10 protein-coding genes are annotated in these 15664 nt (G+C 38.2%); 3 read left to right on the top strand and 7 right to left on the bottom strand.

The window, feature by feature from the left end:
• Positions 1-84: 84 nt before the first annotated feature.
• Genes pelG through WNY79_RS17010 form a run of 7 tightly spaced genes read right to left on the bottom strand, consistent with a single transcriptional unit; the run spans position 85 to position 11741 of the window.
• A complete protein-coding gene (gene pelG / locus WNY79_RS17040; protein ID WP_076925178.1) occupies positions 85-1449 on the bottom strand; it encodes an exopolysaccharide Pel transporter PelG in 1365 nt (454 codons plus the stop codon).
• Entirely contained in the window at positions 1437-2954 is a 1518-nt protein-coding gene (pelF, locus tag WNY79_RS17035) for a GT4 family glycosyltransferase PelF (RefSeq protein ID WP_342876458.1), read from the bottom strand. The genes pelG and pelF overlap by 13 nt, the downstream gene beginning before the upstream one ends.
• Complete coding sequence (locus WNY79_RS17030) at positions 2947-3930, bottom strand: protein PelE (RefSeq protein WP_342876457.1); 984 nt, start codon at positions 3928-3930, stop codon at positions 2947-2949. The genes pelF and WNY79_RS17030 overlap by 8 nt, the downstream gene beginning before the upstream one ends.
• Positions 3927-5225 carry a PelD GGDEF domain-containing protein gene (locus WNY79_RS17025; RefSeq protein ID WP_342876456.1) on the bottom strand — a complete coding sequence of 433 codons (1299 nt, stop codon included), beginning with the start codon at positions 5223-5225 and terminating at the stop codon, positions 3927-3929. The genes WNY79_RS17030 and WNY79_RS17025 overlap by 4 nt, the downstream gene beginning before the upstream one ends.
• Entirely contained in the window at positions 5222-5737 is a 516-nt protein-coding gene (locus WNY79_RS17020; RefSeq protein ID WP_076925174.1) for a protein PelC, read from the bottom strand. Before WNY79_RS17020 ends, WNY79_RS17025 begins: the two co-directional genes overlap by 4 nt.
• 14 nt (positions 5738-5751) lie before the next feature.
• Positions 5752-9033, bottom strand: coding sequence for a tetratricopeptide repeat protein (locus WNY79_RS17015; protein ID WP_342876455.1), 3282 nt, complete (start codon positions 9031-9033; stop codon positions 5752-5754).
• Complete coding sequence (locus tag WNY79_RS17010; RefSeq protein WP_342876454.1) at positions 9033-11741, bottom strand: endo alpha-1,4 polygalactosaminidase; 2709 nt, start codon at positions 11739-11741, stop codon at positions 9033-9035. Before WNY79_RS17010 ends, WNY79_RS17015 begins: the two co-directional genes overlap by 1 nt.
• Before the next feature lie 486 nt (positions 11742-12227).
• Here WNY79_RS17010 and WNY79_RS17005 point away from each other — a divergent pair, with 486 nt between their 5' ends.
• The 3 genes from WNY79_RS17005 to WNY79_RS16995 all read left to right on the top strand — a co-directional run bounded on the left by WNY79_RS17005 (position 12228) and on the right by WNY79_RS16995 (position 15418).
• Positions 12228-13895 (top strand): methyl-accepting chemotaxis protein, encoded by a 1668-nt coding sequence (locus tag WNY79_RS17005; RefSeq protein WP_342876453.1) that lies wholly within the window; start codon positions 12228-12230, stop codon positions 13893-13895.
• 121 nt (positions 13896-14016) lie between these two features.
• The gene (locus WNY79_RS17000) at positions 14017-14535 is read left to right on the top strand and encodes a MarR family transcriptional regulator (protein ID WP_231616762.1); all 519 of its coding nucleotides are present in this window, start codon (positions 14017-14019) and stop codon (positions 14533-14535) included.
• Positions 14536-14668: 133 nt separating this feature from the next.
• Positions 14669-15418 (top strand): serine/threonine protein kinase, encoded by a 750-nt coding sequence (locus tag WNY79_RS16995; RefSeq protein WP_170071998.1) that lies wholly within the window; start codon positions 14669-14671, stop codon positions 15416-15418.
• Positions 15419-15664 lie beyond the last annotated feature (246 nt).

Here is a 15664-nt window from a genome sequence, read left to right as displayed (position 1 = left end):
CATATTATTCTCCGTTAGTCATAAAAGAGCTCTACGCGTGTACCTTTTGGTAAATAATGTGTTTTCTATTGAGTTTTAAATAGTCTATTGCAGCATAAACGTTTCATACTCTAAATCTTCAAATTGCTTTGAAAGCCAGAACAACCCTACTACCGAGGTAATAATGGTTGCTAATGCAAAGCCATATCCATAGAACTGCGGCCCAAAAGCTATTGATAGCAAAGTTAAAACCACATTTATTACCAAAAATAGTCCAGCTAAAAATAGGACTGTTGAGCGTTTATCTAAATAAAACAAAATATTCAAAATAGACAAAAATATAACTTGTACACCTACACCAACTACATCAATAAATAACAGCGTTTTGTAGTTTGGATCAATACCAATAAAGGTAAGTATTTGCTCACCCCATAATAATAAGCAGGCAACGGTAATACCCTGAATTTTAAATATATCGTATAAACCAGCACGCGCAGTTTGGATCATACTGTCTTTTAATATGTAGATCTCTTCAAGAGATGAGCCACCACGAATAGCGGTGTAAAAACGGTCGTACTCTTCTACAAAGTCGGTTTCCATTTTTACTAAAAATACTGCCATACCAGGAATAATAGATAAATAGGCCAAAAATATAGGTAAGTCATAAATTGGGCTGGCTCTTAACGTGCCAATAATTTGGATTGATGTGCTTGGAGAATACCAAAAAATGATTTTATCAGCCCACACGCCAATATTGTAGAACAGACCACAAAAGAACAGGCTGTAATACACTTTTTTATTGCTTAAAAAGTCAAAGCTTATAAGTTTTTCACCCGGGTAGCGGCGAATAATCATAAATAAAAAGCTAAAAAAGAGCAGTGCTTCGCCAGCGAAAAATGCAAAAAACAAGCCGTCTAACTGCCAGTCTCTTAATAAATATGCAAGCAGTACCATAAAGGCATAACCACTTAGCATGGTAATCAAAATCAACCGGTATTCTTTCATACCCGATAGAAAAATAGCGCCAAGCCACTGATTACATAAGCTTACAAAGGCACCTAAAATTATAATCTTAGTAACAACGGGTATAGGGAGCATAGGCCATACAGCCAAGCCCACCAATAATGCGGCTATTGTTGTTATAAGTTGCGCACCAAGTAAATTAGGGAGTACTTTTGCCTCTTCTTTTTGAAAAAACAAATCTGCAATAAATCGAGTTAATAATAACTGCAAGCCACCCGTTAAAATAAGTGAAGCTGCCATCATGTAGGTAACAAGCGTTAAAAACTGAATAATAAGTACTTTGGGTAATACAACGCCTAAACTTAAAATACCAATTAGCATTAATGCTACAATAGAGAGCAGCCAAGGACCTGAGCCTATTAAGCCCGCGTAGCCGTATGCTTCAAAAACTGAGAGCAGGGTGTTTTTTTTGAGAATTTTTCGTATCTCAAAACCTATTCCGGCCATGCCATTGTATCCTTATAAAGTTTATCGTAACGGGCAAACATGTGGCTCTCGTCATAAAATTTTTGTACGCGGTCTAAACCACTTTTTTGATACTCAAGCCAAACTTGCTCATTTGTTAGCATGTTTGATATTTGTTGTGCTGTTTCGCTAGGTGAAGCAATTGAGACAACTTCACCGGCTTTACCTAATGCTTTATCTTCATCGGTTCCGCCTTCGATTATTTCGCGGCACGAGCCAACATCACTAGCAAGTACAGGCACACCGGCCGCCATTGCTTCTAAAAGTACTAAAGGCTGCGCTTCGGAAATCGAGGTTAAAGCTACAATTCCGAGCTTAGGCAAAATTTTGGTAATATCTTGCATACCTAAAAACTTTACACTGCTTTGTAAATCAAGACTGCCTACAAGTAGTTCACACTCTTTGTAATATTGCGGGTCTTCTTCATAAGGGCCGATGATCCAGCCTTCTACTTCAGGCAGCATCGATTGTGCCTCTTTAATCGCACGTATAAAGGTTTTAATATCTTTTATAGGCACTACACGTCCAATTAATCCAACAACCGATGGTATCTGTTTTGGACGCTGCTTAAGCGCTTCAATAAAGCGCACTGTTTTAATTCCATTAGGTACAACAAATGCTTTTTCAGGCGCTGCACCATCCTTTATTTGGCGCTGCCTGTTACCGTCGTATAGCGAAATGACCTTATCTGCTTCTTGGTATGTTGTTCGGCCGATTTGCTCAAAAAAGCTGATCCACATACGGCGAATAAAGCCCATCTCGGTATTTAAGTTTTTACCTAGGCTTTGCTCAGACTCTTTGATCCAACTGGCTTGAATAAGATCTATTTTTCTCTCTTTGGTGTAAATACCATGTTCGGTCAACAAAAAGGGAGTATCGCTTATTGCACTGGCACCAGATCCTAAAATACCAGCATACCCAGTAGATATTGAGTGAATAAGTTTAACTTTTGGAAGTCCGCGTGCAATTTCGGCTATTTTAAATAGCGGTTTATATAAATTGCGGTATGACCAAAAAAAGTCAATAAAAGAGGATTCATCACAAAAAGTTGAATAGTAATTGGTGAGTACTTGCCACGATGATTCACTATATAAAAAGTCGGCTTCGTTAATACCGTCTTTTTTAGCCAAAGTCTCAAATGCAAACTTTAATAAATCAGTTGGGATGGGCTCATCACAATCTCTAAAATAATTTTGTAGCTGCTGCCAAAAATCAAAGAGTTCTTTTTTATATTTAACGCCATGCTTGGCTTTTATTTCAGAAGTGTCATTTTCCACTAAATAATGTACATGCAGCTTTGTAACATTTTTAGGCAAAGTATATTGAATCTCGCCATAATGCTCTGGTGCTCCACCTATAAAAACAAGCTCAAAGTTATAATGAGGTAACCCTTCAATTATTTGATGAACCCAGCTAGATACGCCACCACGTACATAAGGGTAAGTGCCTTCTAAAAGCAGTAAAATGTCTGCATTTTTATTACTCATGCCAATACTCCTGCAAATGACGTAATTCACTGCCCTTAGGTTGTTCTGGGAGTTCTTTTAAGTAGCGTTTACAGTCGTCAAACTTGTTCATACAAAAGGCAACTTCGGCTTTATAAGGCAATACATGGCGCCTTGCCATACCAAACTCAGTTGCTTTAAGTAGATACTCATGGGCTATTTCGTATTTGTCTAAGGCTAAAGATATACGCCCTAAAAATATAAAAGTTGCGGGTGTTTTTACGTGCTCAATACTTTGCAATGCAAGTGCTTCTGCTTTTTCTAAAACGTATTTACGCAGTGCGCCTTGGGCTAAGCCTAAATAGCTCAGTTCCCAATAAAGTTCGGCTAGCTGTTTTTGTAAATGACTCAATTTTGGCTGATTAGTTGTAACTGCTATTTCTTGCTGATACAAACTGATTTTTTCGTTAAGTTTGGTTTCTTTACCATCAAGGGTTGAGTAGGCGAGTAGTCGAATATCATCTTCTAAATCTTTAAGTGCTAGCTTTAAAATAGGAATAGCTTGTGAGTCACTCATGTGACGAGCCGCCATTACAGCACTTAAACGCTTGTTTGGCTCATTAGCGTGCTTCAAAATTGCTTTAAGTCCGCCAATTGAATAGGTTGGATTTGCTGATATTGCTCTGGCTTCAAAAGGAAGCTCAGGTATTTTATGCTCCTCTATTTCTATCTCGTCATTCTTGAGAGGTTTACAAAGAGCAAATGTAAGTGCTACTACAACACCTATAATTCCAAGTACTGGTAATGTAAACAATAATAAAAACATGAGTAGCAAAGAGCTATAAGGAGTCGTTTTGTATTTTTTAGGTATAAAAACATAACTAACAATAGCAAAAAAGATGCTAGCAATAGCATGCAATAATATAGCTAAAAACCAATCAGGTGTTTCCAGTACTTCTATTAGTGCAAAGTACTGACAAATACACCCTAATATAGCCGCTACAATAATTATAATCATGAAAGTGAAACCAATCTCTTTATGTCATCTGAGCTTATAGGTAGTGCAAGTTGCTGCTCAATAACAATATCAAGCTCAGCTAAAGTGCTACCAGTGCGCTCTTTACACCAAGTGTTCATTCGGGCGATAAACCCTGCTTTTTCAAGTTCATCAGCTAATGGCATCAATAGCAGTAATACCTGATTTTGATTATCGTACAAATAAATGTCTAAACCACGGCGTGCTTCACTTAAATAACTCATAAGTTGAGTGGATTTATCAGTAATATTATTAGCTTTTATCTTTAGTAGCTGCGATGGAATGTTGTATCGTTTTGCTTCTTTATTCGCACGTTTAACTTGGCGAATAAAGTATGGATACTCTTCATAAGTCATTACTGGGTTTGTTATTTCATGGCGCAGTAGGTCGCCAATATGCCCAGCCATAACTGCAAGTAGTGTAAGAGTGGTATTTTTAAGTGCAAAAAATTGTACTCTTTCAACTAAAATAGCGCCATAAATTGTGTTATTTACGTCGATAAGTGGAATCGCCATATGGTATTTACTTATACCTGATGCCATTTTTGCGTCTTTTACTGATACTAATTCTTTTTCTTCAATCATCGCTAGTATAAGAGGATCGTTTTCAGCTATTTGACTCATTTTGCCAATAGAGGCAAGTGGTGGCTCTAAAACAGTGTCATTTTCAACTTTATATAAACCCGCTCTTTCTAATAAACCATATTCAACGAACAGGTCGATTATTTTTTGCGCTGCGCTATCAAGTCTTCTTTCTTTTAATAGCCCGATAGAGGTTCTTACTGCTTGTAGCGATTCACGCAAACTTAACGTATGGCCAGCTAACATTTGCTCTATTCTATCGTGAGATGAATTAATTAAGTGATACTGACGAGTAAATGTTTCAAGGCGATCGGTTACGTACTCAAGCTGAATACTTTGTTGTTGATTAGTGCGCTCCCACACATCCCTAAATTCACCTGTGATCATAATTACAATAATGTAGCCAATCATGGCGTTAATATTGAAGTCGGTTTGTGGTGATAAAATATTTGCTTGAAGTAAAAAAAGTTGGCCAACAAGCAAACATAAAATACTAATAAAGCCTTTTGAAAAGCCATAACGTAGAGAAACTAAAAGTGGGCCAAGTACAGGCCACGAAAACCCTCCCTCAGTCCAAAATGGGTCCTCTGCGTTAAATAATACAGGCAGCCCTAAAGCAAGCGCGGTAAATATAAATACCTCAGCCCATATTTGTAGCTCAGGAACGTCTCTTGGTCTAAGGAAATGTGTTTTCACTCACTAACCTCTATATAAGAAATTAAATCGGCAATCACATCTTGTGCTGTTGCTGCAATGCTATCGCGGCCCCAACCACTTTTAGCAATAGTACCGGTCCAAATCGGTGTTGTTTGTCCAGTTACAGTGAGTGATAATGTAAGTGCAACAACGGGTTCGCCATCAAGGCCAGCTTTGTAGCGCCACTCTTCAATACTGCCTGTTAATACATAGTCAGCTTGTTGAGTGTTTAACCACTGCATAGCATTGTCTAAGCGGTATTGATCGTCCAGTGGTGGAAGCTCTTTGGTGTTAACGCGAGGTGCACGTATAAGAGTTGGTAATTTATTTTGTTGCCAAATACTGGCTAAAATATCTTCAGCACGCTCACCTGCAAGCGGTGTTTGAGCATGATTAACAAGTGGCATTAATGCCACTGTTTTTAAAGGGCTAAGCTCTACATCATCAGCAACTCTGCTGGTGGTACATGCTGATAATAGTAATACCAAACACGGTATAATTAAACGAAACATACTCTCTCCTAACATTAAAAATGTACGTAATAACCTAATTGTAATTGTGTATCTGAGTTACCCACTTTATTACTACTTTGGTAACCCAGCTGTAATTTAAATAAATCATCGCCTAGTACAGACCAACCTGCGCCACTCGAAACAGATACATCTACTGTATCGTTAAGTGTTTGATAGCCAGTACTTATATCGAATAGCCATGAAGGGTTTGCGCCTAAATAAGGCGGCTCTAACGAACCCGTTGAGGCAAATGAGGTGCCTAGTGCAAAGCGCCTAAATGGTTGAAGGTCAACTCTTAGAGGTCTTGTGTCTGTATTTATTAATGCATTTACACGTTCAAAGTCTTGCCATTGTGCACTAAAATAAGCGTTCCAAATTGGGCGATCTTTTAAAATGCTGTACTGGTAACGTGCATTATATTCTTGGCCATTAATGAGTGAGCTGCCATCGTCTCTTCGAGAAAAAGACATCGCTGCTGTTGATAGTTGTACGTTTTGTCTACCATCAATGTTGTAGTTAACATAGGCCGTGGCTTTATCTAGTTGAGCATAACTAAGTAGCGCTTCTGATTGGCGGTTTTCAACATTATATTCAAGCTTTAAACCTATCTGTGTACGCGAATCCCATTGATAACGAGAGTCTAAGCTAAGACCTTGGCGGCTAACTAAGCTGCCTTGGTGAGAATCTATTTTTGCATCAAAATACCAACGACCAAATGTCATTTTATCTTCTATCGCAAACAGTAATCCGTTGTTATCAAGATTTTGCTGATTACTTAAACTTAATTTCCATTGCCCATTAGCATATGGAAAATAAACGTTTACATCGTACTGGCTACTGTTTAAACCAGCCTCTGGCGATAGGTTAATTTCAAGCGCCCTAAAGTAGGATGCACGTGCATTTCTAAGTAAGCTCAATTGTGATTCGTCAAGCTCACCAGTCAGTTCTTCATACCAACGCTGCATTGTTGCGTATGGCTGCTTTAGATAGAGTAGGGCGTTTAGTTCATCTAATTTGCTTAGTGAGCCTTCTGCTAATAGTTGTTTCGCTTTATTAAATTCGCCGTTGGTCATATAAAGTTGTAGTTTTTGCCATGGCTCTAATTTTTGTGCAGCTCTGCGCGCTAACCACCAGTTTGTTTGGGGCTCACCAATAGTGTCGGGGGCAAGTTCTTCCATTGTGTTTAATTGCATTAAATGAGGAACAGCCATCGCGCCCGCCCAGCGGAACATTAAGCCTCTGTATGCATATTTATCTTTAGGTAAGTGTTGCAGTAAATAGTGATTAAGTTCAGCAGCATTTGCATAATAACCAAGTTGCTTCATTACATCGGCTAAGTTAACCAGTGTTGTTAAATCGCTTGGATCTGCAATGGCTAATTTACGCAAATAAAAGTAAGCACTGTTATATGACTTTTCGTGAATAGATAAGCTTGCTAATAGCTGGGTCCACGCATAGGAAGGGTCGCTTTGAGAATAGCGAGCTAAAATGCGGCTAATCATCACGGTGTCGTGCATTTGCAGCGCTAACCAACCTTGTGCCAGCACAACATCAGAGTCATATTCACTTAATTTAGCGGCGCGGTTTAAAGTTGTATAAGCTGAATTTAAATCACTTTGGTTTTGATACCAATTTGAAAGAATTAACCAAGCAGGGTAGAGAGCTTTATTGTAGCGCTGCTTATCAAGTTCAGCATGAATACGTGCAACTGATTTAGCATCATTTACTTGTGTGCTTAATAATGCAATTTGAATCAATTGACGGTCAGTTTGCGACTCACTTTTCCATAAATAATCAAGAAGCTCCTGAGGCCGACCTTCAAAGCGCAGTTGTTGGTAGTGCAGCATGTCGCCTACGCTCAAAGGACTTATTTTTTGTAACTTCTCTAATGCATATAGCTCATGAGCTTTGTCCTTAACTCGCATTGCCATGTCAACATTGGCGCTCCAAAACTCATCGTCAGAACTTTCATGTTTGTTTTTTAGTACTTGCAGAGCTGTAGAAAAGTCATCATCTAGCCAAAATGCGCGGGCAATCCAAAGTAAATCTTCTTCATTTTTAGGCCCTTTATATGTAGGCCACAAAGCTCTTAATGCTTTTAAATTACCAGTATCGTGAAGTACTTTTGCTTTCCAATATTGTGATAATGCACTTTTACCATTTATTTGCTCAAAGCGTTCAATATTATTTAATTCTTGCTTTGTGTTACCAATAAATTCGTTAGCTTGCATCCAATTAGCAAAGCCATTACCTTTTAGATTTCTATTTTGGGCTTTATATTCGTATATATCATTAGCGTCTTGGTATAAATATAAAGCGGTGGCATCGTTAATACTATCGGTAAGCATCGCAGGAGTTACAGCTTTGTTAGACATTAGCCATTTAAACTCTCGAAGTGCTTCTTTAGGCTTGTTTTGCCAGCGCTTTATCTTCCAATTTAATAAATGTAGCTCTTTGTCAGCTGGGCTTTGTAGTAATAACTTTGCGAGTAATTGCTCTGCCCCTTTTGCATTTGCATTTGCTAAACGCAGGTGCATCGCTTGTGTTAAGTACTCTGTGTTATTTGGCTCAGCTTTTAATAAACTTTCAATGGCTTGAGCCGCATCTTCTGTATTGCCTGCTAAGTTAGCCAAATAAAGTGTGCGTTTAATATTAGCTTGGTCGCCATAGGTTTTCCACCATGCATAAGCTTGTATCGGGTTATTTGCACCAAGTGCAGTTTCAATCGCTTTAGCTGCAATATCAGCATTTATATTTGTTTTATAAATAGCGAATGCTTTGTCTGGTTCGCCTGCGCTTAACCAGTAATCGGCTGCAAGGAGAGGCTGTTTATTTTTTTGATAGTACTGAGCAACTTTTGCATTTAACCCAACTGCTTTTGCAATAGTTAATATTTGTTCGTTCCAGTTTTTATGAGCACCAATTTTTAAAGACAACTCTTCAAAGCGGTCGTCAACTTTAGCACCGCTTGCTAGCCATAATGAGTAGAGCAGCTTTATTTCAAGTGTTGCTTTGCGCTCACCTCTAGGTAGCTTTTCAAGCTCGTTAGTAGCTTGTGAATACTCACTAAGCCCTATATGTAGCTCAACTAATTTTGCGCGTAGCTTTTCGTTGTCGGGCTCTGTATTGAGCGCTGCATTAAGGTAAGACTTCTCAAAGGTATAGTCTTGTGAAAGTGCATCATCTTCAAAAAATAAGGTATGTGGAAATAATGCATAAAGTGCAAAACAACTTACGGCTAATATCGCTAATATTGTTTTTACTGAAATTAACTGAGGGCGCTTTGTAGTATTCATTATAGTGCGGCTCCGTCGCAGTTAAGGTAACCATAAAAATCACCTGCAGGTATTTTGAAATGTGTTAATTTACCTCGGTTAATACCTTTAAAGTGCTCACCCAAACCAGATACAAACTCACAAGAGCGTGCATTCATTAAATCAAGCGAAGCAGGTACCCACGCTTTAAAGCTAACAGGCCCGTTAACTTGCCAGCTATTAACAACCACATTTGCAGATGCTAAATAAGGTTTTTTACTATTTTGGCTATGATCAAAGCTAAGGCGAGCTATGTTATTTATAATATGTATGTAGTCACCTTTTTCAGTTACACCAGATACACCTTCACTTTGAGCTATGTTTGGCACATCAAAATCGGTAGGTATTCGCAAAGTATGAATGTACTTTGAGCTAAATAACCATTCATTATTACTGTTTTTTGCAAGTGCAGAAAAGTAAAAATCCTTTGCTACTTTTGCATAATGGCTTAAATGCACAGGTGTATTTGGTCTTGCTAAAACATAATCTATGTTGTGTTTAAGAGCGTCTAGTCCCGCAAGAACTTCACCTGAATAAAAGTGATAATAAATAGTGTAAGGTTTTAACCTATATGGCTTTTCTGTAATTTCGAAAGTTTCAGTTAAGCGTCTAAAGCCATAATAAGGGCCATGCCATAAGTTAGTGTAAACATTTTCATTTAATATGGGGGCATAAATTTGATACAGCAAATCTCTTTCAGGGCGGCCAATAGGTGATATATGTGTAAGGCTAGGGTTATCGGAATTTACATCAGTGTTGCCACCGTTGACATTTAACACACCTGCGTCACGAGCAAGTTCAAGCGCTTTAGGACCAGGTGTTGCATCGCCTGACCATAACATCATCACTGTTTTTTTATTTTTAGATGTGAGTTTTTCATCAATATATTTTATCGAATCTGTAATTTCTTTTTTAAGGCTGATGGTGTTGTAGCCAGGTACATCTAGATGAAAACCGTAATCAGTGTCGTCTTCATCTATTTTTTTTCGCCCAGATAGAGCAGTCCAAAAATAGGGGTGGCTATAGGTGTGTGAAGCAACTTCTACGTAAGGCAGCTTAAAAATACTACGCGCAATGTCTTCGAGTTTGGCACTTTGTTTAGAGTGAATACCGCCTTCTTCAATGTCAGCTTGGATCACTGAGGACGTTAACGGTAGTTTGTAGTGTTTAATTATTTCATCTCGAATTACTTCTGCTGAATAAGGCCTACCCGCATAGTGGGCAACACTTGTAAATCCATCTCCATCTATATGCAGCGTAAGCATTCGCCTGCCGCTTTCGGTGGTTGTATCTGGCACTAATATAGGTGGTAGTTCCATAGCCTGAGTTAGTAGTGTACGTGGATCAATAACCCATTTGCTGCCTTCCATCGGAAATGTATCAATTAGCCAAGGAGCAACCACGACTGCGCCATATTTAGTTTTAGCCGCTTGTACAATTATCGTGTTATCAGCTGATTTTATTGTAATTAAAGGAGTCGCATTAGTTGCTAATTTTAGTAAATATGGTTTAACGATAGGGGGAGGTGTTGTGGATTCTCCTTTGAGCCAAGGTGCAAAGCTATCTTGTTTATATGGACCTTCAGGTAGTGTGTTTAACGACTCAATACCCATGCTAAATAGTAATTTAGTAGACTGTGGTAACTCGCCTAAAATAAGTTCTGGCACAACACCTAAATTAGCTTCAAGCCAATTGGTAAGTGTTGGGGTGTAAAATGCATCGCTTGAGGTCCACGAAATAATACCGGCATGTAAGCTAGGGTCAACCAAAGGTAAGTCGCGTTTTGCCATATCTATGTAATCAGGTATGTACCCCAAATACTCAATCATGGTCGCAAGCTTTAAGTGTACGGTAGTGTATATGAGTGGCTTTACGTTACTGTTATAAGGGATTAAAATGCGCCTAGGGATCGGCGTAATTGATGATGTGCCCCACGTTTGCAAGTGACCGTCGGTTACCCACGGATTGAAACCTGCGTCTATAATATTTTGTGCCATAGTAAGGCGATTACCGGGCTTTGCATAATCAATAACTTGGACGTTGAGGCCTAAACTTTGTGCTGTTTTTAATTGTGCGCTTAGCCAATCTTGGTCGTTTTTGTTGGTCACTTTATAGCTATTGTCGGTTGGATTGAAGTGGCTATACAAACCCTCAGCAACTAAGTCACTTGCTAAATTAGCGAGTTTAGGCAATAACTCAAATCCCCGATTGAGGATAAGGTGCTTATCAAAAGTCTCAGATAGTGAGCTTATTATGGTGACTAACCCAGCTTGTTGATCGGGTTTACTGTGTGTAGCATCTAATAGCTGATAGCTATCTAGGGTATCTAAAAATAAGCCGCTAAAGCCGCGTGCTTTTAATGCCGCAGCGCTACTTTTAATATGTTGTTGCCAATGTGCTGATGCTAAATCGGCAATATGGCTATTCCAGTTAGGGTTAACTGCGAGTGAAGACTTACTTTCAATAAACGACTCACCAACACTTAAATAAGCATAGACAGCAATATTACGCTGTTTAAACCAATTAAGTTCGTGCTCAGTCACAAGATCAGGCTGGACTACAACTCGAGAATAAAAGGTCATTTCGGCTAATGGCATCGGCGCTGAGTAGTAAAAAGCGATACTATTATTTACAGGAGCTGAAAATGCATGAGCAGACACTAAAAGTGCAAGGTATAAAATATATTTCATTAATAATTCATTTTTATTAGATTATAACTGTGACTCAAAGTGATGCGTTCCGATTTTTCTAGTTGTTTGGTATTAGTAATATAGGGTTATTATATGTTAATGGAAGTTTAATATCTATATGTTCATTATTTATATGAACCTAAAATCAATACTAACATGAGTCATGCGTTAACTCATTACATAGATGGTGACTAATCGTCTTAGTACGCTATAAAATTAAGTTTGGATCAATGCAGCTGCTAGAACTTTAAATCTCTAATGAAAGAGTGGCAAATTATATATTAATTAATACGAAGGTCTCAGTGTTTTTAGTGTCCAAATACCTTCCTTGTGACTATAATATCAGCTAATTGAGCATGGTATGAGTTTACTCCCACCAATTTTTTTATTTACTATGCTTTTAAACCCAATAAAACAATGTAAACAGCCGTAATTTAATTTTTGGCTATTGTCGCTATATATGCATTTATATACCCCGGAGAAATAATGAGTAATTTAAGCTTGAAAAACAAACTGTTGTTATTAGCTATATTGCCCTTAATGCTACTTTTGATTAGCTTGATGCTGAGCTCTTATTATTTAGAGAATAAAAATCAGCAACAAAACTTTGATTCATTTCAAACTAAACTAATAAGTGACAAACAAACGTTGCTAAGCACCGAGGTGGAAATTGCCAGTAAAATTGTGCGCTATCAAATAGCAAATGGCTCTGAGCAAGATGCTAAAAACGCTTTAAGAGACTTAACGTTTGGTCAAGGCGGTTACTTTTTTATATACGACACAAATGGCGTTAGTGTTTTTCATGCATTATTAGGTGATGCTATTGAAGGGCAAAATAAAATAGGAATGACTGACCCTAACGGTAAAAAAATCATAGTGGGTTTACTAGAACAGGCTCGAAATGGCGGCGGCGCTTTTAACTATCATTTTCAAAAACCAAATACCACAGGCTTAGTTGAAAAGATGGGCTACGCAGCAATGATCCCAGGAACAAACTGGATGATTGGTACTGGCGCATATATGGATGATATAGACGCTGAACTACTTAAATACCAAACGGCAATGCAAGAGCACATGAATGATAAGGTAATGACCTTGTTGCTAATTGCTTTGTTTTGGGTTGTGTTAACAATTATATGTGCGTTAGTTGCTGCAAATACAATGGTAAAACCAATACAACGCATGGCGCAAAGCCTTGACGACATTGCAAAGGGTGAGGGCGATTTAACCAAACGTTTAGATATTGATACTAACGATGAAATAGGCCAACTTGGCGAAGCATTTAATATGTTTGTAAGTAAGCTTCACGGTATAATTGCCAATGTGGTTGATGTAACACACGATGTAAAAATAGCCTCTAGTGATATAAATACACAAACACGATTAATTGAAGACAAGCTACTTAATCACAACCATGAAACAGACCTAGTTGCGACGGCAATTACCGAAATGTCAGCTACTTCTCATGAGGTGGCCCAAAATACGAATCAAGTGGCAGAATCAACCCAAACGGCAACGCAAGAAGTTGCTAAGGCTCAAGAGTGTGTTGATATTTCACTCAGTGAGGTGTCCAACCTAATGGGCGAGATAAACCTAGCCGCTGAACAAGTTGATTCACTCAGTGATCAATCTAAAAAGATTAATAGTGTACTAAGCGTAATTGGTGGAATTGCCGAGCAAACAAACTTACTTGCACTAAATGCTGCGATAGAAGCTGCACGAGCAGGTGAGCAAGGCCGAGGATTTGCTGTTGTTGCTGATGAAGTAAGAAGCCTAGCAAGTCGTACTCAAGTTAGCACACTAGAGATTAGTGAGATGTTAAGTGAGTTACATAATTTAGTATCAGATGCCGTAGCTGCAATGCAAGCAAGCCAAAGTAGTTGTAATCGCTCGGTTGAATCGTCTCGTGCTATTTCAGAAAGTTTAGGTGCGGTAACAACCTCAGTTAGATCAATTAACGACATGAGTACGCAAATTGCAACGGCAGCCCTGGAGCAAAGTAGTGTTACAGAAGAAATAAATCGTAATGTATTTGCCATTCAAGAAATAGTTAATGAGTTAACTATTTCAAGTAAAACCACGTCTACTGTTGGTCAGCATTTAGCGGCGCGTGGTGAAAACCTAGGCCAGCTTGTTGGTCAGTTTAAAATTTAGCAAAATTTTAAACTATATAAAATAAAGCCGCTGATTGCGGCTTTATTTTTGTGGCTTAGTTTTAGCTGCTTAGTTTTTATAAAAATTATTGAATTTTTTGTATGCGTTAAGGTCTATCAGCATGCAAATATACCTATACAGTGGAATAACCATGCAAAACATGCCATCAATTAAACGTTGTACTCGCGAAGAGTTAGCGCCAGAGCAAGACTTGGGGCGTCTAGTGTCTTTTTTACGCTCGAGATTAGCCATTCATGTTGATGCCAAGTTACTTCCTATGGACTTAACTTCAGCGCAATATATTGTGGTAGTACTACTTGCGAGAGAGTCGGTTAATACGCTTGCAGGACTTTGCGAGTATATGGTTTATGATCGTGGTGCTATGAGCCGTTTACTAAACCGACTTGAAGAAAAAGGACTCATTATTAAAACGCAATGCGAGCTTGATAAGCGCTCAACTATTTTGTGTTTAAGTGAAAAGGGTAAAGCTCTTTGTCCAGAAATAATGCCTGTAGTGAACGAAGTCTATGCGCAAGCATTAAATGGTTTTTCAGAGCCAGAAAAAAATCAAATAATCGACTTACTATTCAAAGCTATAAATAATCTAGATATATTACCCGAAATTCCCCCACACAAATAGATTATCAATAAAATAGCGATACTGTTTCAACAGAAAGTTAGCGTGCTAATTAGTTGATCTGATTGTGCGTAGAATCTAACTTTGATAACATGGTTGCCTAGGCAATCAAAGTTATCATCTTGTTAGGTTTGTTATGATTGAAAATAATTTGTTAGTACAATTACAGCAGCAATATCCAGAACATACTTTTATGCAACATCACTTAAGTGTTGTCCATAAGGGGCGTTTTGCTAACGCGATTGTGTATCGATATAAAGATAATGAATTTGATTTAATTGTTAAAGACTTTAGCCAAAGCCCGTGGTTTATCCGCAAAACATTTGCACGACTATCTGTAAATCAAGAGTATAAAGGATTGAGCCGTTTAGCTGAGCTTGATGCCGTCGCTAACCGCTTTTGTAGATTATCGCCGATAGCCGTAGCTTATAACTATATTGAAGGCACGCCACTGCGCGTTTTAATTCATGAAAACAAAACGCTACCAGTAAGCTTTTTTAGTGAGCTTGAGCGTCAAGTAGCGAAAATGCATCGTAAAGGCATCGTGCATTTAGACTTGCGTAATATGGGTAACATTTTATGTGGCGCAGACGGTAAACCTTATTTTATTGATTTTCAGTCCACTATTAGCTTTTCACGTTTTCCGCGCTGGTTGCAACGCTTTATGCGAGGATCTGACATGTCAGGTGTATATAAAGCGTGGAATAAATTGGGCGAGCAACCTCTGCCTCAAAAAAAGCAAGACTATTTAGAGCGCTTTAATCACGTGCGTAAACGCTGGATTTTTAAAGGTTACCCAATACAGCGTGGCTATGCGTGGGGCGCTGCACTTATCACTCAATTTGTAGATTCTGATTTAGTACGAAATATTACCGATAGACTTTAATTTAAAGCACAAACCGTAATTTAAAAACACCTAATTCATTGTGTGATTTTGCCCATATTAGCCTGGCTAATATGGGATTTTTTTTATTATAAGTAATCCCTTTGGTTTGCTTACTTGTCGTTTAATCTCTTAAAAACAATTCCTTTTACTGTTTTTTTAATTTTTTAAAATAAATATTAGTACTGCATTTAGTTTGCCCATACAATGCGCAAAAATAGCATGCGCATGCTTAATAAGTTCACGTTT

Source organism: Pseudoalteromonas sp. AS84 (assembly GCF_038900255.1).
Lineage (GTDB): Bacteria > Pseudomonadota > Gammaproteobacteria > Enterobacterales > Alteromonadaceae > Pseudoalteromonas.
Note: the sequence above shows the minus strand (reverse complement) of the source record. Positions and strands in the feature narration are given on the sequence as shown.